At 71.3% G+C, this 16,958-nt stretch carries 16 protein-coding genes; 5 read left to right on the top strand and 11 right to left on the bottom strand.

The features are described from left to right. Positions 1-2 precede the first annotated feature (2 nt). From ACIBF7_RS23210 to ACIBF7_RS23195, 4 genes are all read left to right on the top strand, one after another. Positions 3-1,436 (top strand): dihydroorotase family protein, encoded by a 1,434-nt coding sequence (locus ACIBF7_RS23210; RefSeq protein WP_397198126.1) that lies wholly within the window; start codon positions 3-5, stop codon positions 1,434-1,436. A gap of 141 nt (positions 1,437-1,577) precedes the next feature. Continuing rightward, entirely contained in the window at positions 1,578-2,447 is an 870-nt protein-coding gene (locus tag ACIBF7_RS23205) for a branched-chain amino acid ABC transporter permease (protein WP_219549186.1), read from the top strand. Beyond that, on the top strand, positions 2,447-4,327 hold the full coding sequence (locus tag ACIBF7_RS23200; protein ID WP_397198125.1) for a branched-chain amino acid ABC transporter ATP-binding protein/permease: 1,881 nt from the start codon (positions 2,447-2,449) through the stop codon (positions 4,325-4,327). Before ACIBF7_RS23205 ends, ACIBF7_RS23200 begins: the two co-directional genes overlap by 1 nt. Continuing rightward, a complete protein-coding gene (locus tag ACIBF7_RS23195) occupies positions 4,324-5,058 on the top strand; it encodes an ABC transporter ATP-binding protein (RefSeq protein WP_397198124.1) in 735 nt (244 codons plus the stop codon). The genes ACIBF7_RS23200 and ACIBF7_RS23195 overlap by 4 nt, the downstream gene beginning before the upstream one ends. A gap of 73 nt (positions 5,059-5,131) precedes the next feature. On the opposite strand, the gene ACIBF7_RS23190 is transcribed toward ACIBF7_RS23195, so the two are convergent. The 4 genes from ACIBF7_RS23190 to ACIBF7_RS23175 all read right to left on the bottom strand — a co-directional run bounded on the left by ACIBF7_RS23190 (position 5,132) and on the right by ACIBF7_RS23175 (position 9,857). Beyond that, positions 5,132-5,866, bottom strand: a complete 735-nt coding sequence (locus tag ACIBF7_RS23190; protein ID WP_397198123.1) for a hypothetical protein — start codon at positions 5,864-5,866, stop codon at positions 5,132-5,134. Positions 5,867-5,957: 91 nt separating this feature from the next. Further along, entirely contained in the window at positions 5,958-7,196 is a 1,239-nt protein-coding gene (locus tag ACIBF7_RS23185; RefSeq protein ID WP_397198122.1) for a DUF4437 domain-containing protein, read from the bottom strand. A 105-nt stretch (positions 7,197-7,301) separates the two neighbouring features. Next, on the bottom strand, positions 7,302-8,855 hold the full coding sequence (locus ACIBF7_RS23180; protein WP_397198121.1) for a class I adenylate-forming enzyme family protein: 1,554 nt from the start codon (positions 8,853-8,855) through the stop codon (positions 7,302-7,304). Between the two features lie 30 nt (positions 8,856-8,885). Next, the gene (locus tag ACIBF7_RS23175; protein ID WP_148033444.1) at positions 8,886-9,857 is read right to left on the bottom strand and encodes a hypothetical protein; all 972 of its coding nucleotides are present in this window, start codon (positions 9,855-9,857) and stop codon (positions 8,886-8,888) included. A 117-nt stretch (positions 9,858-9,974) separates the two neighbouring features. On the opposite strand from ACIBF7_RS23175, the gene ACIBF7_RS23170 reads away from it, so the two are divergent. Then, on the top strand, positions 9,975-10,421 hold the full coding sequence (locus tag ACIBF7_RS23170; RefSeq protein ID WP_219549195.1) for a hypothetical protein: 447 nt from the start codon (positions 9,975-9,977) through the stop codon (positions 10,419-10,421). Between the two features lie 24 nt (positions 10,422-10,445). On the opposite strand, the gene ACIBF7_RS23165 is transcribed toward ACIBF7_RS23170, so the two are convergent. The 7 genes from ACIBF7_RS23165 to ACIBF7_RS23135 all read right to left on the bottom strand — a co-directional run bounded on the left by ACIBF7_RS23165 (position 10,446) and on the right by ACIBF7_RS23135 (position 16,764). Beyond that, the gene (locus ACIBF7_RS23165; protein WP_148033442.1) at positions 10,446-10,895 is read right to left on the bottom strand and encodes a hypothetical protein; all 450 of its coding nucleotides are present in this window, start codon (positions 10,893-10,895) and stop codon (positions 10,446-10,448) included. A 345-nt stretch (positions 10,896-11,240) separates the two neighbouring features. Further along, a complete protein-coding gene (locus tag ACIBF7_RS23160) occupies positions 11,241-11,882 on the bottom strand; it encodes an urease accessory protein UreD (RefSeq protein ID WP_364228366.1) in 642 nt (213 codons plus the stop codon). Between the two features lie 373 nt (positions 11,883-12,255). Beyond that, complete coding sequence (ureG, locus tag ACIBF7_RS23155; RefSeq protein ID WP_148033440.1) at positions 12,256-12,918, bottom strand: urease accessory protein UreG; 663 nt, start codon at positions 12,916-12,918, stop codon at positions 12,256-12,258. 16 nt (positions 12,919-12,934) lie between these two features. After that, positions 12,935-14,002: an urease accessory UreF family protein gene (locus ACIBF7_RS23150; RefSeq protein ID WP_397198120.1), complete on the bottom strand. Its 1,068-nt coding sequence runs from the start codon at positions 14,000-14,002 to the stop codon at positions 12,935-12,937. Positions 14,003-14,451: 449 nt separating this feature from the next. Then, a complete protein-coding gene (locus tag ACIBF7_RS23145) occupies positions 14,452-16,161 on the bottom strand; it encodes an urease subunit alpha (RefSeq protein WP_397198119.1) in 1,710 nt (569 codons plus the stop codon). Further along, complete coding sequence (locus ACIBF7_RS23140; RefSeq protein WP_148033437.1) at positions 16,154-16,465, bottom strand: urease subunit beta; 312 nt, start codon at positions 16,463-16,465, stop codon at positions 16,154-16,156. Before ACIBF7_RS23140 ends, ACIBF7_RS23145 begins: the two co-directional genes overlap by 8 nt. Next, complete coding sequence (locus ACIBF7_RS23135) at positions 16,462-16,764, bottom strand: urease subunit gamma (protein ID WP_148033436.1); 303 nt, start codon at positions 16,762-16,764, stop codon at positions 16,462-16,464. The genes ACIBF7_RS23140 and ACIBF7_RS23135 overlap by 4 nt, the downstream gene beginning before the upstream one ends. Between the last annotated feature and the right edge of the window lie 194 nt (positions 16,765-16,958).

Raw genomic sequence — 16,958 nt, 5'->3', positions numbered from 1 at the left:
CCATGTCTCGATACGACCTTCTCGTCAAGGGTGGCACCGTCGTCCTGCCGTTCCACGGCGATATCCGCGCAGACCTGGCGGTCTCCAACGGCAAGGTCGCCGCCCTGGCCGACGACATCCCGGCCGCCGAAGCCGATGAGGTGGTCGACGCCCGCGGCAAGGTGGTGCTCCCCGGCGCCGTCGACGCCCACTTCCACCTCGGCATCTACCGGGACCTGGCGCTCGACGCCTTCGAGGAGACCCGCTCCTCGCTGGTCGGCGGCGCCACCACGGTGCTGTCGTACTTCCGCACCGGCTCCCACTACCTCGACCGTACGGGACCGTACAAGGAGATCTTCCCCGAGGTGCTGAACGCGGTGGCGGGCCGCACCTGGACCGACTACGCCTTCCACCTGGCGCCGATGACGGTGGACCAGATCGCCGAGATCCCCATGCTGGTGGAGGAGCACAGGGTCACCTCGTTCAAGTACTACATGTTCTACAAGGGGTTCGACCTGGCGGCCAACAGCCGCGACGCGCGCTCCTTCACCATGGGCGACGAGTACGACCTGGGCCACCTCTACCTGCTGATGGAGCAGATCACCGCGGTCCAGAAGGCCAACCCCGACAAGCGGCTGTCGGTGTCGCTGCACTGCGAGCAGTCGGAGCTCATGCGGGTCTTCATCGACCGCGTACGGGCCGACGGAGACCCGCAGACGCTGCGCGCCTACCACGAGGGCCGCCCGCCGCTGACCGAGCGGGTCGCCATCGGCGAGGCCACCACGCTCGCCTCGCACACCGGCACCAACCTCAACCTGCTCCACCTGTCGAGCGCGGAGGCCGTGGACGCGGTCGCGCTGGCCCGCCGCTCGTTCGGCGGCGACCTGCGCGCCGAGACGACCCTGCACCACCTGTGCCTGGACCACGACACCCTGGACGCGACCGGCAGCCTCGGCGGCAAGGTCAACCCGCCCATCCGCACCAAGGCCGACAACGAGGCGCTGTGGCGGCACGCGGCCGAGGGCACCATCGACTGGGTGGCCTCCGACCACGCCTGCTGCATGGAGGCCGAGAAGGGCGACCAGCTCTGGCCGGCCCGCCCCGGCTTCGGCGGCACCGCCCTGCTCTACCCGGTGCTGTTCTCCGAGGGGCACCGCAAGCGCGGCCTGTCGCTGTCCAGGATCGCCGAGCTGGCCTCGGCCAACCCGGCCCGCGCCTACAACCTGTGGGGCCGCAAGGGCAGCCTCATGGTCGGCTTCGACGCCGACCTGACCGTGGTCGACCCCGAGCTGGCGCAGCCGGTCACCAACGAGGTGTGCCTGTCGGGCCAGGACCACACCCCGTTCGAGGGGGTCGAGCTCACCGGCTGGCCCGTCGTGACCGCCGTCGGCGGGCAGGTGCGCTTCCGCGACGGCGAGACCGTCGGCGAGCCCACCGGCCGCTACGCACGCCACTGACCTGCGTTGACCAGGGGTCGCTCAAACATCAGACCTATTGACAGGGTTCTTGGGCGACCCCTAGCTTTTTCCGTTGAAACGCTGTTTCGTTTTGTGGAACGACTCTGGCACTACCCGTAACACCCCCGAGGAGCGGTGCTGATGAGCCCCGAGGCCATCATCGATGGGCTGTTCGCCGGTTCCATCTACGCCCTGGTCGCACTCGCCCTGGCGATCGTCTTCCAGCCGACCCGGATCATGAACTTCGCTCAGGGCGAGGCGCTGATCCTCGGCGCCGCCGTGGCCTACCAGATCGTCGCGCTGGAGAAGCTGGGCTGGGCCGCGGCGATCGGCCTGACCATCGTGCTGGCCTGCGTCATGGGCGTGCTCATGGAACGCATGATCACCCTGCCCATCAAGCTGTCCGGATCGCGCAACGCCTGGATCATCGCGACGCTGGCCGCGGCGCTGATCTTCCAGTCGGTGTTCAACCTGGGCTACTTCGACGTCGACGCCCTGAGACCCAGCCCGATCATCCCCGGCGGGTTCGAGGTCGCCGGGATGACCATCCAGTGGCAGGAACTGCTGACCATCGTGGCCGCGCTGGCCGTCATGGGGCTCTACGACCAGTTCCTGCGCCGCTCCGCCTACGGCAGGGCGATCCGGGCCACCGCCCACAGCTCCGACACCTCGGTGCTGATGGGCATCCCCGTGCAGCGCATCGTGGTGCTCTCCTTCGTCATCGCGGCCGTGATCAGCGCCGTCGCCGGCCTGCTCGCCGCCCCCGTGATCTTCGTGGCCCCGGCGGCCGGCCTGGTGTTCACCATCAAGGGCTTCACCGCCGCGGTCATCGGCGGCGTCGGCTCGCCCCGCGGCGCGCTGATCGGCGGCATGATCGTCGGCCTGCTCGACACGATCGTGCGCAGCCTGGTCGGCGGCTCCATCGGCAACTTCGCCGTCTTCGCCGCCCTCGCCGTGATCCTCGTCATCTTCCCGTCCGGACTCTTCGGCAAGCCCATGGAGGCGCACTGATGGCAACGGTGGAAACGACCCCCGCCCGCGCCGGCGGGCGCGGCGGCTCCTTCTTCGACTCCGCGGGCTACCACCGATGGCGCACCGTGGCCCTGGCCGGGCTGACGATCGTGGCCGTCGGCGTGCTGCTCGCCTGGCCGTACATCACCGACTACTACAGCTACAACGCCTCGTACTACAACGGGCTGGTCGCCTCGGCCGGCATCAGCGCGATCCTGACGATCTCCCTCAACCTGTGCATGGGGTACGGCGGGCTGCTGTCGATGCTCCACAGCGGCCTGCAACTGGCGGGCGGGTACGCCACCGGCTACATCGTGGTCAAGGCGAGCGGCTCGTGGCTGCTCGGCATCGTGGCCTCGACCGCCGTCGGCACCGTGATCGCCCTCATGGTGCTCGCGGTCAGCCTGCGGGCCACGTACCTGTACTTCGGCATGATCACCCTGGCCGCCAACCTCATCGTGGTCGAGGTCGGCCGCGAATGGGAGCCGGTCACCGGCGGCATCGTCGGCATCAGCGGCATCGCGCCCGCCGCCGGCGGCGAGATCATGCCCAAGGAGGTCTTCTACTACGTGGTGCTGGGCTTCCTCGTCCTCGCCTACATCGTGCAGCGCAACCTCGTGCGCAGCGGCGTCGGCCGCGCCTCGATGGCCGTGCGCGAGTCCTCCGACACCGCCTCCGCGATGGGCATCTCGCCGAACCGGGCCAAGCTCCTGCTGTTCGGCATCTGCGGCGGCATGGCGGGCCTGTCCGGAGCCCTGTACGCGCTGCAGCTCGGGTTCATCAACCCGGACGTCGGCCTGCTCGACAACGGCATCATCTTCTTCGTCGGCCTGTTCCTCGGCGGCAGCGCCACCCTGGCCGGGCCGATCATCGGCGTCGGGTTCATCGCCCTGATCGTCGAGCTGATCAAGGACCAGGCCCGCTACACCACCCTCGTCCTCGGCCTGCTGCTGCTGGCCGCCATGATGCTGATCCCCGGCGGCATCGTCGGCACCTGGAAGAACTCGCGCTTCGGCCGCGACCGGGTGACCGAGGCCAGGGACGAGGAGCTGCCCGAACAGGTGCCCGACGTGGTGCCCGAGCTGCGCGACGCCCGGCCGGACGTGTCCGCGCTGGAAGGCACCGGAATCGTCAAGCACTTCGGCGGCGTGCACGCGCTCGACGGCGTGGACGTGCGCATCATGCCCGGCACCGTGCACGGCATCATCGGGCCCAACGGGTCCGGCAAGTCCACGCTGGTGTCCTGCCTGACCCGCTATCACAAGATCGACGCCGGCACCGTGAAGGTGTTCGGCGAGGAGGCAGCCGCGACCGCGCACGGGGTGGCGCGGGCCGGGGTCACCCGGGTCTTCCAGGTCCCGCACCTGTTCGAGCGGGTCAGCGTGCTCGACAACGTGCTCACCGGCATGCGGACGCGCGAGTCCTACAGCTGGCTCGGCGCCGTGCTCCGCTCGCCGTCCTACCGCCGCCAGGACGAGGTCGAGCGGAAGGAGGCGCTGGAGCTGCTGGCCTTCGCCGGGCTCGCCTCCCGCGCCGACTGGCTCGCCTCGTCCCTTTCGCACGGCCAGAAGCGCCTGCTGGAGGTCGTCCGCGCGGTGGCCAGCCGGCCCAAGGTGCTCATCCTGGACGAGCCCGCCACCGGCCTGACGACCGGCGAGCTGGACGCCCTGGCCAGGCTCTGCCGGGCGCTGCGCGAGCGCGGGCTGGCCGTCGTGCTGATCGAGCACAACGTGGACTTCGTGATGAACCTCTGCGACGAGATCACCGTCCTGGAGAGCGGAAAGGTGATCGAGCAGGGCAACCCGGAACGGGTGCGCAACTCGGCGGCGGTCCTCGAGGCGTATCTCGGCCGCCCGGACCTCATGGGAGACGAGTCGTGAGCAGACTGCTGGAACTGTCGGGGCTGGGCGCCGCCTACGGCGGCGTGCGCGCCCTCGACGGGCTCGACCTGCACGTCGACGAGGGCGAGTTCGTCGTCCTGCTCGGCCCCAACGGGTCGGGCAAGACCACGACCATGAAGTGCGTCTCCGGGCTGCTCAAGCCCGTGGCGGGGCGGATCAGCTTCGCCGGCAAGGACCTGGCCAAGGTGCCCGGCTGGAAGCGGCCCGCCCTCGGGCTCGGCCACGTGCCCGAGGGCCGGCAGATCTTCCCCGAGCACACCGTCATGGAGAACCTCACCCTGGGCGCCTTCCCGGTGCGGCGCAAGCGCGCCGAGACCGAGCGGCGGCGTGAGGAGATGCTGGAGCTGTTCCCGCGGCTGGCCGAGCGGAGCACCCAGCTCGCCGGCACGCTCTCGGGCGGCGAGGCGCAGATGCTCGCGGTCGCCCGCGCCCTGATGGGCGACCCCCGCCTGCTCATGCTGGACGAGCCGTCGCTGGGGCTGGCGCCGCTGAAGGTCATCGAGCTGTTCGGCTATCTCAAGCGGCTGCACGAGGAGCGCGGGCTCACCATCCTGCTCGTCGAGCAGCAGGCCAGCACCGCGCTGCGGCTCGCCGACCGCGGCTACGTGCTCGACCACGGGACGGTGGGGCTGGAGGGCACCGCGGCCGAGCTGCGCGACGACCCCCGCGTCCAGGCCGCCTACCTGGGACAGCTCCGAGAGTCCGCCTGACACACCCGACGACGAACGTCCGGCACGGGCCCGCGAGGCCCGTGCCGGACGTTTCGTTCTGTACGGGTCCCGGTCAGCCGAAGGCGGTGGTGCCGGGCTTGACGACGCCGAGGAAGGCCGCCAGGAGCACCAGGAACCAGATGGCGTACACGTACGGCAGGCACGTCTGCACGGACGTGCGGATCCTGGCTTCGACCTCCGGCGTGGAACCCTCGGAGACCAGCTTGCCGAACGCCGGCCCGAACGGCTTCAGCCGCCAGCGGATCATCACGCCGGCGAGGATGCAGAGCCCGTAGGCGGCGAGCTTGGCGCCCAGCCACTTCGGGTTCGTCTGGACGCCGAACGGCTCCGGCACGACCAGCATGTACGCGCCGATGCCGACCAGCACGGCTACCAAGCCGTACCGGACGACCAGGTCGAGCCGCTGCACGATCCGGCCGAGCGCGGTGGCGCCCTTGGTGTAGTCGTAGACGACCAGCACCAGCCAGCACAGCGCGGCCACCCAGACGAGGGCGACGAACCACCAGGGGAAGTAGTCCTCGGCGAACGGCCCGAGCGCCATCAGCGTCACGCCGCTGGGCAGGAACAGCACCAGGCAGATGCGCGGCGCCATGTCGACCGCGTGCATGATCTTGGCGGCCACCGACCGGGCCGGGGTGGGCAGGTCGGACTTGAGGATGAAGCGGCTGGAGTAGAAGACGCCGATGTCGCTGCCCAGCCAGTACACGAACAGGACGATGTGCAGGAAGATCGCCAAACTGTAGGCGTTGAGCCCATGAACCGGTTCGATGGGCGCGGCGAGGATCATGAGTGAGTCTCCGTAGGAGTGCGTGTGGCCGGGCCCCTCGGGACCCGGCCACGGTGATTCAACACGGTGATTCATGAGGTGTCAGGCGTGACTACATGCCGTCGCCGTCCCAGCGGCCGCGCGAGCGGCTGCGCACGGGCAGGCTGGAGAGGATCGGCGCGGGGATGGGGTCGCCCTGCTTCCAGACGCGGCCCGCGCCCCAGTTGTGCGCGTGCTCGTCGGTGCGCTGGTCGGGGTGCTCCAGGTCGGCCGGGGCCGCGCCCCAGTCGGCCTCCAGGACCCCGTGGTCGCCGTGGTCGTGGTCATGACTGTGGTCATGGTCGTGGTCGCCGTGGCCGCCCTGCAGCCGGGCGGTGTCGAGGGCCTTGGCGATGGCGATCAGGCTGGCGTCGGTGCCGAGGCCGTGCTCCACGACGTCGCCCTCGTCGGCGCCCTGGCTGCGCGCGTACTCCAGCGACGCCCGGAGCATCTCCATGTCCTCGTCGCTGCGCCGGGACTCGCCGCCGAGCTCGTGGGAGGACTGGGACCAGCGCATGGCGCCGCCGCCGGGGCCGTAGTTGATGCCCTCGCCGCCCCAGCGCACCCACTCGTTCTGGGTGTACCAGTTGAACAGCTCGCCGTCGGAGCGCAGCAGCCAGGTCGCGCCGCCCTCCATCGAGGTGAAGTGGCCGTGCTTGACCCGGGCTGGGCGGAAGAAGTAGGTGCCGAGGTCCAGGGTGCCGAAGTTGTACTCCATGTGGCCCTGGGTGGTGTACGCCTCCTCGTAGCACGGGTGGTGGGCCAGGCGGTGGTCGGCCCAGCCCTCCTGGGCGTGCACCAGCCGGGTGTAGAAGCCGGTCACCGGGTCGACGTGCAGATACTTGATGAACAGGCCGGGCATCGGGCCGGGGTTCGGCACCGCGTCCCACTGCATGGCGTCGCTGTCGATGACGATGACGTCCTCGCGGGCGTCCGCCCATCGCGGGGCGGCGAGCGAGTCGACGGCGTCGAAGCCGGCGTCGCCGTACTCGCGGTAGTGCAGGATGCGGGTGCCCTCGGCGAACGTGATCGCGTCGGCCGGCACGCCCTTAGGCGCGTACACGTACCCGCCCTTGCCGATCTGGCGGCCGCCGTACGTCATCGAGCCTTCGAGCACGTAGTACTCGGTGTTGGCGTGGTGGATGCCCGGGCCGCGGCCCCAGGCGGTGTGGAAGTCGACCCGCAGCGACGAGGAGCCGTCCTCCTCGTCCACCGACAGGCGTCGCTCGCTGGCCCGCCCTTCCCCGCCGACCAGCTCGGCGCCGTGCCAGACGTAGTCATCTTCTTGGATCAGCTCGACATGCGGGCGCACTTGGTTGTCCTTCCACCGACCGTGAAGCCGATTGTTCCGGTATGCGAAACGTTGTTTCTTCAGTTGATTCGAGAGTAATTGTCTGATGTATTGCGGGTCAAGGGCCTAGGAGGCTCCCGCCTGCGCCTTCAGGTCCCGCTTGACGATCTTGCCGGCCGCGTTCCTGGGCAGCTCGGTGACGACCTGCCACCGCCTGGGGACCTTGTAGCCCGCCAGGCCCGTCCGGCAGTGCGCCTCCAGCTCGGGGAAGAGGCTCTCGGGCGCGGCCTCGACGCCGCGGCGCAGCACGACGTAGGCCATGACCTCCTCGCCCCACTGCTCGGACGGGGAGCCGACGACCGCCGCCTCGGCGACCGCCCCGTGCGTGGCCAGCACGTCCTCGATCTCGCGCGGGTAGACGTTCAGGCCGCCGGAGATGATCATGTCCTTCTTGCGGTCCACGACGTGCACGTAGCCCTCCTCGTCCCGGACGACAATGTCGCCGCAGGTCAGGAAGCCGTCCTCGGTCGTGCACGCGGCGGTGGCCGCCGGGTCGTCGTGGTAGCCGTTCATCAGGAAGGGGGAGCGGCTGAACAGCTCGCCCGGCTCGCCGGGGCCGGCCGGCGCACCCGACGGGTCCACCACCCGCAGCTCCGTCATGTACCAGGCGTGGCCCACCGAGCCCGGCTTGCGGTGCTGGTCCACCGGGCGCAGATTGGTCACGATGCCGGCCTCCGTGGACCCGTACAGCTCGTGCACGCCGCACGCGGGGAACGTCTCCATGACCCACTGCTTCAGCGTCCAGGGCAGCGCGGCGGCGTTGAAGTAGAGCGTGTCGAGGCTGCTCAGGTCGTGGCCCGCGAGCTTGCCGTCGTCCATCGTACGGAGCATCTGCGCGTGGGTCGGCACCAGGAACACCGAGCGCGCCCGGTCCCGCTCCACCAGGTGCAGCAGCGCCTCCGGGTCCCATTTACGGAGCATGGTGACGGTGCCGCCGGTGTAGACCGGCGCGTACCCGAAGGCGAACCCGGCCCCGTGGTACATCGGGGCCACCGCCACCGACACCCGGCCGGCGCCCAGCCCCCACTCCAGTGCCGAGCAGTAGAACGTGAGCGACCGGCTGCGATGACTGATCACCACGCCCTTGGGCCGCCCGGTCGTGCCGGAGGTGTAGGTGATGCAGAACGGGTCGAGCTCGTCCACCCGGACCCCGGGATCGGCCGCGCGGGCCGCGGCCAGCTCCTCCTCGTACGGCCGCCCGGCCTGCGCGCCGTCGATGGACAGCGCCGTCAGCCGCAGCTCCTCGATCGCGTCGCCCACCGTGGCGGCGCAGGCGTCGTCCAGGACGATCGCGCGGCTGCCCGAGTGCTCCAGGATGTAGCGGGCCTCGACCGCCGTGAGCCTCGGGTTCAGCGGCACCATCACCAGGCCCGCCTTGGCGACGCCCGCGGCGATCTCGGGGTACTCCAGCCGGTTGCCGAGCAGCACCGCCACCCGGTCGCCGGTCGTCAGGCCCCGGGCCAGCAGCGCGCACGCCAGGCGGTTGGCGCGTTCGTCGAGCGCGGCGTAGGTGAGGGTGCGTTCCCCGTCGATCACCGCGGTCGCCGAGGGGGTGGCGCGGGCGAACTCGCGCACCCCGCCCGCGATCGACAGGGGGGCGCCTCCACGGAGGACGGGCATGGTCTCTTCCTTACGTCGGAGTGGGGGAAGTCAGCCGCGTGGCTGCCAGAGGGTGACGGCGATGCCGTTCGGGGTGTCGGCGGCGGCCACCAGGGCGCGCCCGTGCAGCGGGTCGTCGGTCTCGGCGGGGGAGGCCGTCACCGTGCCGCCGGTCGCGCGGACGCTCTCCAGCGCGGCCTCCAGGTCCCGGGTCCGCACCGACCAGCCGCTGTGGCCCAGCGAGCGGGCCGGGCGCTGGGTGGCCCGCCGGTCCACGCGGTGCTCGGTGGCGGCGCTGGTGACCTCGATCCTGGCGGTCTTCTCCCCGGCCAGGAACGCCAGCCGCATCTCGGTGCCCGGCGGCAGGCCCGCCACCTCGTCGAAGCCGGGGGCGGAGAAGACCACGTCGTACCAGACGGCCATGCCCAGGCCGTCAGGGCCCCAGAACGCGACCTCGGAGTCGGGGTCGGGCACGTGGCAGACGACGGAGGTCAGCTCGGTGTAGGGGCGCGCGGGGTCGGCGGCCCACGCCTCGGTGCCGCGGACCGCGGCCGGCTGCACGAACACCACGACCGTGCCGTCCGGCGCCGGGCAGACGCCCTGCGTGACCTGCACCTCGCGGTCCCCGACGCTGACGCCGTACGTGGTCGGCGCGGTGGTCCAAGCGCGGCCGGAGGCGGCGAAGCCCGCGTGCGCGGCCTCGATGTCGCGGGCGTACATGTCGATGCCGACCAGGCCGACGTCGAGGTTGTGCGGCGGCTGTGCGGGGGCGAGCGGCTCCGGCACGCGCACCAGGTGGATCCGCCCGGTGCCGGCCCCGGCCGCGGCCAGCGCCATCACCTCGACGTCCGCGGGGCCCGACCCCCACAGCGGGCCGGCGACCGACCCGGGCACCACGCCCTCGCCGGCCACCTCGTAGCCCAGCACGTCGCGGAAGAGTTCGAGGTGCGGGCCGAAGTCGGTGACGCCGACGATCGCGGCGGTGATCCCCTCGACCAGTGGCTCTCGGTCGTTCTCGGTCACATGCCCTCCGGGGAGCGAGGCTGTTCCTGTTTGCGGAACAGTGTTCCATTTTGGCTAGTTGTCACGCTAAGCTCGCCGCCATCTACCTGTCAACCGCCGCTGTGACCAGGAGGAATCATGCGCGCAGGAGTCCCCGGAATGCCGATCATGGACAAGCACCTCGGAGAGTGGCGTGGGGAGTACATCCACGTCGACGCCGATGGCAAGATCGTCGACCGGCACGCCTCCCACCTGTACTGCAGGATCCCCGAGGACGGCTCGTTCAGCTTCATCCAGACCAACACCTACACCTGGGACGACGGCCGCCAGGAGGTGTTCGACTTCGGCGGGCGCGTGGAGAACGAGATCGCCTACTTCGACACCGAGCGGATCACCGGCGAGATGAGCCAGGTGGACGACCTGACGATCGTGCTGACGTGGTCGTACAAGGACGACCCCGACAACTACCTGTACGAGCTCATCCAGCTGTCCCGCGACGGCAGGCACAAGTGCCGCACCTGGCACTGGATGGACGGCGACCGCCTCGTCAAGCGGACGATCATCTCCGAGACCAAGGTCGCCTGAACCGGCGTCACGTCACACAGGACTTCACACGCGGCGGACCAGCGTCAGGACGGCCAGCAGGACCACCGCGAACGCCGACGCCAGCGCCGCGTACCAGCCGTAGCGGATCACCGGCTCGACCGAGAGCAGCTCGCCCACGTCGAGCGAGACCCGGTCGGCCGGACCGCGCGGGGAGGACACGAACATCACCAGCGCCAGCATCGCCAGCGCCCCCGGCACCGCCGCCACGGCCGCGAGCCTCGGCCGGGCCAGCATCCCGGTGATGCCGCAGCCGATCGCCGCCACCCCGGCGAGCAGGGCGTAGACGCCGAGCAGGTCGTCGATGCCGCGCGTGTCGCTGGTGATCGCGCCGCCGATGATGGCGCTGCTGGCCCGCACCCCCGACCACGGCAGCACCGCGCACAACGCCAGCACCGCCCCGGCCAGCGTGATCCCCGCCGCGTAGCCGCGGCTGCCCGCCCTGGCTTCGGCCACACGATCACGATAAGCTGCGCCGGGCACCCGCACCATCCACCGCCACCCACTCGTCACCGTCAGGCACCATCCCGACCGCCCTCTTCCCGGGCTTCCCTGGAACATCTCCACAATCGGCCCTCGCGGGACGTCGCGGGCGGGTGCGCTCGCGGTCGGCTTTTTGGGGGTCTCTACGGGTGGTCTGCGGCGGGTGCGCTCGCGGTTGCTCTTCTCTGCGGAGCGTCGTGCCCGGGTGTCCTCGTGGCGGGCTTTCTTGGGGTGTGGCCTGTTTGTGAGGTCACTGCGGTTGGGCGTCGTGGGCGGGTGTACTCGTGGGTCCTCCCGGGGTGTCGTGCCTGTGGGTGTTCATCGTGGTCGGCCTTCCTCGGGGGCCTGATCCTGATGTGGGCCGTTGATCACGGCGGACTCGCCCCAGCGCAGCCTGGCGCGCAGTTCGACCGCGTCGGCGGCCAGTGCGGACACCAGCGTGCCCGGCCCGGCCAGGGGCAGCACGGCGACGCCATCCGCCACCACTGCCTCCGGCGGGGCGGCCGGGCCCGTGATGAGCGTCGTGCCCACACAGGCGGCGCCGCCGAAGACGGCGGGGGAGGAGTCCAGCGCCTCATCGCCCACGGTGAACTCCTGCCTCAGCAGCGGCCGCCCGCCGACCGTGGCGTCGAAGCGGGTATGGCAGCGTCCCGGCCGCTCCCCGTACCGCCCGAAGACGATCTCCTCCCGCCACAGCACCCGCGCGCCCGGCGCGAGCTTGAGCCGTACGGACATGCGATGGGAACACCCGGCGGCCAGCACGGTCGGCTCCGGCGTGAACCGGAGCGTCGCCCCCTCGCCCACCACGGCGGTGATGAGCATCGACGACTCGCCCCGCCCCGGCAGGACGAGCGTGCTCGCCACCGACCCCACCTCCAGCGTGGTACCCGCCGCGACGACCAGATCGAGCGCCAGGTCGTCACCCCCCAGAGGCCCGGCCGCCGTGGAGACCAGATGCACGGCAGCCTCCCCGGTCTGCCGCAACGTCAACGGAGGATCGGAACGCAACAACGAGATCACGGTCCCACCCCCCACCGTCCCGCCGCCCCAGCCATCGGACGATCCCGCAGCTCGGCCGTGGGACGAACCCACCACCGTCGGGGGGCGGTCGTGGGGTGTTCCGAACGCCGTCAGGCTGAATCGGTTGTGGGATGGGTTCGCTGTCGGGGTGGGTTGGTCGTGGGACGGTCTCGCCGCGGCCGAGCAGGTGGTTTGGTCAGGAGGTGGTTCCGCCGCCGAGCCGAAGGCTGGATCGTGGAATGGTTCCGGTGTGGCTCGGTGGGTGGACGGTCTGGCTGCCAGGGTCGTGGCGATGGCGGCTCTGGCGCGCATGTCAGGCGTACTCGTGGCGCCAGGACTTGACCTGGTCCGTCACCCAGGCGGCCACCTCGGCCACGGCGGGTTCCTGCCTGACCGAGGTGAACAGCACCGGCCTGCCGCCGCGCACCGCCGCCGCGTCCCGGTCCATGACGCCCAGGTCCGCGCCCACCATCGGGGCCAGGTCCGTCTTGTTGACCACCAGCAGGTCGGCCGCGGTGACGCCGGGACCGCCCTTGCGCGGCACCTTGTCCCCGCCGGACACGTCCAGGACGAAGATCTGCCGGTCGGCCAGCCCTCGGCTGAACGTCGCCGTCAGGTTGTCACCGCCGCTCTCCACGATGACCAGGTCGAGCGGGCCGAAGCGGTGTTCGAGCGTCTCAACGGCGTCCAGATTGGCGGCGATGTCGTCGCGGATGGCGGTGTGCGGGCAGCAGCCGGTCTCGACGGCGGCGATGCGCTCCTCGTCGAGCACGCCGGCCCTTCGCAGGAAGTCGGCGTCCTCCGTGGTGTAGATGTCGTTGGTCACCACGCCGAGCTGCAGTGACGGACCGAGGGCCCGGCACAGCGCGGCCACCAGGGCCGTCTTGCCGCTGCCGACGGGACCGCCGACCCCGAGCCGCAGCGCCCTGCCGTGGCCGTCGGGGGCGTGATGGTGGTCGTCGTGGTTGGCGCCCATGTCGCGGGGTTCCTCCTTATGAGACGAAAAGCCTGACCGTCGCGTGCGCGTGCCGCTCGGCCAGCAGGTCCAGTCCTGGCGCGGACGGCGCCCCCAGCGCCGCCCATCCGCCCTCCTCCACCCCCGGATCAGCGGAGTATCCGGCCAGCTCGGAACATCCACAGCCTCCTCGCGCCGGCTGGCTGGCGCTCACGGAAGGCGCGCACATCGACGCACACCCGTCCACCCCAGGGACCCCCACCCCGTCCACCTCAGCAGCCCCGAACCGACCGGGTTCGTGAAGCCCCGCCGTGGAGGGCAGGAAAGTCCCGATCCCGCCCGGCTCGTGAAGCCCGGCCTCGGGTGGCTCGGGAGTCCCGATCCCGCCCCGCTCGTGAAGCCCGGCCTTGGAAAGCTGGGTAGTTCCGATCCCGCGCGGTTCAGGAAGCCCGGCCTCGGCCTGCTTGAGAGTCCCCGTCGCGTCCGGTTCGTGACGAGCGGTCCCGTTCGGCTTGGGGAGCTTGGCATCGGCCGGTTCGGGAGTCTCCATCGCGCCCGGTTTGGGCTGGGTGGTCTCCTGCGGCTGGGGGAGCCTCGAACCCGCAGGTTCGGCTATCTCTGTCGCACCTGGTTCGGGCTGGGTGATGTCGTGCGGCCGGAGGAGCCCGGTGTCGGTCGGTTCGGGAGTCTTCGTCCCAGGCGGCTTGGGATGGGTGGTCGCGTTCGGCTGGGGGAACTTGGTTCTGGCTGGTTCGGCGAGGGCGGTCAGGTCGGGTGTGAGGTCGGCGAGGATGCCGTGCACGGCCACCGGGTCGAGGCCGAGCAGGCGCACCGCCGCCGTGGCCGGGCCGGTGATCGCGTGATAGGCCGCCGCCAGTGCGGCGTCCCCGGGTGTGGCTCTCGCCGCGTGCGCCGCCGCGCCGAGAGCGATCGGGTGGTGCGGGCTCGGGACCTCCTGGGCCAGCTCGTCGAGCACCGGTGACGGCCACAGTCGCCGCGCCACCCGCAGCAGCAGCCTCCCCTGCAACCGCGCGGCCTCCCGCTGCGCGGGCGACGCCGTCCGCGCATCGGCCTCGGCGTCCAGCAGCTCCCAGGAGAAGCGCACCCCACCGACCGGCGAAACCTCATCTCCCCGTACGGTGCCGCTCGCTGAGCAAGGGGATCCCCGCGACAGGCCCTTCCGTACGGTGCCGTCCCCCGAACGAGGGGAGCCGCCCGATGGGACTTCCTCCCGCACAGGGCTGGGGCCGCTGACCGTGGGGTGAGGGCTGACCTCTCCGCGGACAAGGTCTCTCGGGTGCGAGGGGCATCCCGCAGGAGGGGATCCGTCTGGGCGGAATTCACCGCGTACGGGGGAGGCGGCGAAGGTGCAGGCGGCGGTGGCGAGGGTGGCGGCGAGGGCGCCGGCCGTGTGGAGGCGGCCCCGGAGGAACGACGACAGGGACGGGAGGTCGTGGACCAGCCCCAGGGCGACCGCCTGCTCGACCCCGCCGGAGTGGGCGTGGCCGCCGGCCGGGAGGCGGGAGTCGGTGAGGAGGAGGATCGCCGGGTGCATCAGAACAGGAAGTAGCGCTGGGCCAGCGGCAGGGCCGGGGCGGGAGCGGGCTCGACGGGTTCGCCGTCGATGCGTACCTCGAACGTGTCCGGCGCCACCTCGATGCGCGGCAGGGCGTCGTTGAGCGGCATCGCGTCCTTGCCGCGTCTGCGTACGTCCGCCACGGGGACGAGGCGGCGGCGCGCCGCGAGCCGGTCGGCGAGCCCGGTCTCCAGCGCGAGCGGCGCCACGAAGTGCAGCGACGTGGCGGCGGCCGTCACCGGGACGGCGCCGAACATGGGCCGTGGCAGCACCGGCTGCGGCGTCGGGATCGAGGCGTTCGCGTCGCCCATCTGGGCCCAGGCGACCACCCCGCCCTTGAGCACCAGCGCCGGCTTGACCGCGAAGAACGCCGGGTCCCACAGCACCAGGTCGGCCAGCTTGCCCGGCTCCACCGAGCCCAGCTCGGCGTCCAGCCCGTGCGCCACGGCCGGGCAGATCGTGTACTTGGCGACGTAACGGCGGGCCCGCAGGTTGTCGGCGGGGCCGTCGCCGAGCTTGCCCCGGCGGGCCTTCATCACGTGCGCCGTCTGCCAGGTGCGGATGACGGTCTCGCCGATGCGGCCCATGGCCTGCGAGTCGGAGCCGATGATGGAGATCGCGCCGAGGTCGTGCAGGATGTCCTCGGCCGCCATCGTGGTGGGCCTGATCCTCGACTCGGCGAACGCCAGGTCCTCCGGGATGGCCGGGTTGAGGTGGTGGCACACCATGAGCATGTCCAGGTGCTCGTCCAGGGTGTTGACGGTGTGCGGCCGGGTCGGGTTGGTCGACGACGGCAGCACGTTGCCGTGGGAGGCGACGCGGATGATGTCGGGCGCGTGCCCGCCGCCCGCGCCCTCGGTGTGGTAGGCGTGGATCGCCCGGCCGCCGATCGCCGCCAGCGTCGACTCGACGAAGCCGGCCTCGTTCAGCGTGTCGGTGTGGATCGTCACCTGCACGCCCGTCGCGTCGGCCACGGTGAGGCACGCGTCGATGGCGGCGGGCGTGGTGCCCCAGTCCTCGTGCAGCTTGAAACCGGACGCGCCGGCCTTGAGCTGCTCCAGCAGCCCTTCCGTGCTGACCGTGTTGCCCTTGCCGAGCAGCGCGAAGTTGAGCGGATAGGAGTCGAGCGACTCCAGCATCCGCTCCAGATACCAGGTCGGGGTGACGGTGGTGGCCTTGGTGCCCTCGACGGGGCCGGTGCCGCCGCCGATCACGGTGGTGACGCCCGAGCCGATGGCCTCGTCCAGGATCTGCGGGCAGATGAGGTGCACGTGGGAGTCGACCGCGCCGGCGGTGAGGATCTTGCCGTTGCCGGCCAGGATCTCGGTGGACGGGCCGATGACGATGTCGACGCCGTCCATGGTGTCGGGGTTGCCGGCCTTGCCGATGGCCGTGATGCGGCCGCCCACGATGCCCACGTCGGCCTTGACCACGCCCCAGTGGTCGAGGATGACCGCGCCGGTGATGACCAGGTCGGCGGCGCCCTCGGCGCGGGTGGCCCTGGACTGGCCCATCGACTCGCGGATGACCTTGCCGCCGCCGAACACGGCCTCGTCGCCCGCTCCCGCCGGGCCCATCGAGCGGTCCTCGGTGACCTCGATGAACAGGTCGGTGTCGGCCAGTCGCACGCGGTCGCCGGTGGTCGGGCCGTAGAGCGCGGCGTAGCGGGCGCGGGAGAGCTCAGCCATCGAGCGCCCCCGCCCGCTCGGGCCGCAGCCCCGGCACGATCCGGCGGCCGGCCAGCGGGACCAGCGTGACGTCGCGCGCCACGCCGGGCTCGAACCTGACCGCGGTGCCCGCGGGCACGTCCAGCCGCATCCCCCACGCGGCCTCCCGGTCGAAGTCCAGCCCCGGGTTCACGGCCGCGAAGTGGTAGTGGGAGCCGACCTGTACGGGCCGGTCCGCGGTGTTCACGACCCGCACCGTCACGCGCGCCCGGCCCGGGTTCAGCGGGATGGCGCCCTCGGGGTGCGCGTACTCGCCCGGGATCACGGGATCGGCCTGTGCACGGTGACGAGCTTGGTGCCGTCGGGGAAGGTGGCCTCGATCTGCACGCTGTCGAGCATCTCCGGTACGCCCTCCATGACCTCGTCCCGGCGCAGCACCGAGCGCCCCGACTCCATCAGCTCGGCCACCGTCCGGCCGTCCCTGGCCCCTTCCATCAGGAACGACGCGATGACCGCGGTGGCCTCCGGGTGGTTGAGCCGCAGGCCGCGAGCCTGGCGGTCACGCGCCACCCCGGCGGCGACGTGGATGAGCAGGCGTTCCTGCTCGTGTGGGGTTAGCCGCATGGCCCGGACCATAGGAACCGGCCGTTTCCCGGGTGTTGCCGGGGCATGTCGTACCGGTTTCCGTTGCCGAGCGGCCCAGATGACGAACACCCGCGTTCCGGTGAGGGCGTGGCAATCGGCAATTAACACGCGGGATCTATCCGTGACACGCGAGGGAGTCACCTTTCTTCCAATGGCAGGTCGGCAGGAAGGAA

This window comes from Nonomuraea sp. NPDC050478 (assembly GCF_044458265.1).
GTDB lineage: Bacteria > Actinomycetota > Actinomycetes > Streptosporangiales > Streptosporangiaceae > Nonomuraea > Nonomuraea ferruginea.
Note: the sequence above shows the minus strand (reverse complement) of the source record. Positions and strands in the feature narration are given on the sequence as shown.

What these genes read in the sequence shown, in the direction of transcription:
- ACIBF7_RS23210 (WP_397198126.1), top strand. Translation starts at nt 3, where the DNA reads ATGTCTCGATACGACCTTCTCGTCAAGGGTGGCACCGTCGTCCTGCCG.
- ACIBF7_RS23205 (WP_219549186.1), top strand. Translation starts at nt 1,578, where the DNA reads ATGAGCCCCGAGGCCATCATCGATGGGCTGTTCGCCGGTTCCATCTAC.
- ACIBF7_RS23200 (WP_397198125.1), top strand. Translation starts at nt 2,447, where the DNA reads ATGGCAACGGTGGAAACGACCCCCGCCCGCGCCGGCGGGCGCGGCGGC.
- ACIBF7_RS23190 (WP_397198123.1), bottom strand. Translation starts at nt 5,866, where the DNA reads ATGATCCTCGCCGCGCCCATCGAACCGGTTCATGGGCTCAACGCCTAC.
- ACIBF7_RS23180 (WP_397198121.1), bottom strand. Translation starts at nt 8,855, where the DNA reads ATGCCCGTCCTCCGTGGAGGCGCCCCCCTGTCGATCGCGGGCGGGGTG.
- ACIBF7_RS23170 (WP_219549195.1), top strand. Translation starts at nt 9,975, where the DNA reads ATGCGCGCAGGAGTCCCCGGAATGCCGATCATGGACAAGCACCTCGGA.
- ureG (WP_148033440.1), bottom strand. Translation starts at nt 12,918, where the DNA reads ATGGGCGCCAACCACGACGACCACCATCACGCCCCCGACGGCCACGGC.
- ACIBF7_RS23145 (WP_397198119.1), bottom strand. Translation starts at nt 16,161, where the DNA reads ATGGCTGAGCTCTCCCGCGCCCGCTACGCCGCGCTCTACGGCCCGACC.
- ACIBF7_RS23135 (WP_148033436.1), bottom strand. Translation starts at nt 16,764, where the DNA reads ATGCGGCTAACCCCACACGAGCAGGAACGCCTGCTCATCCACGTCGCC.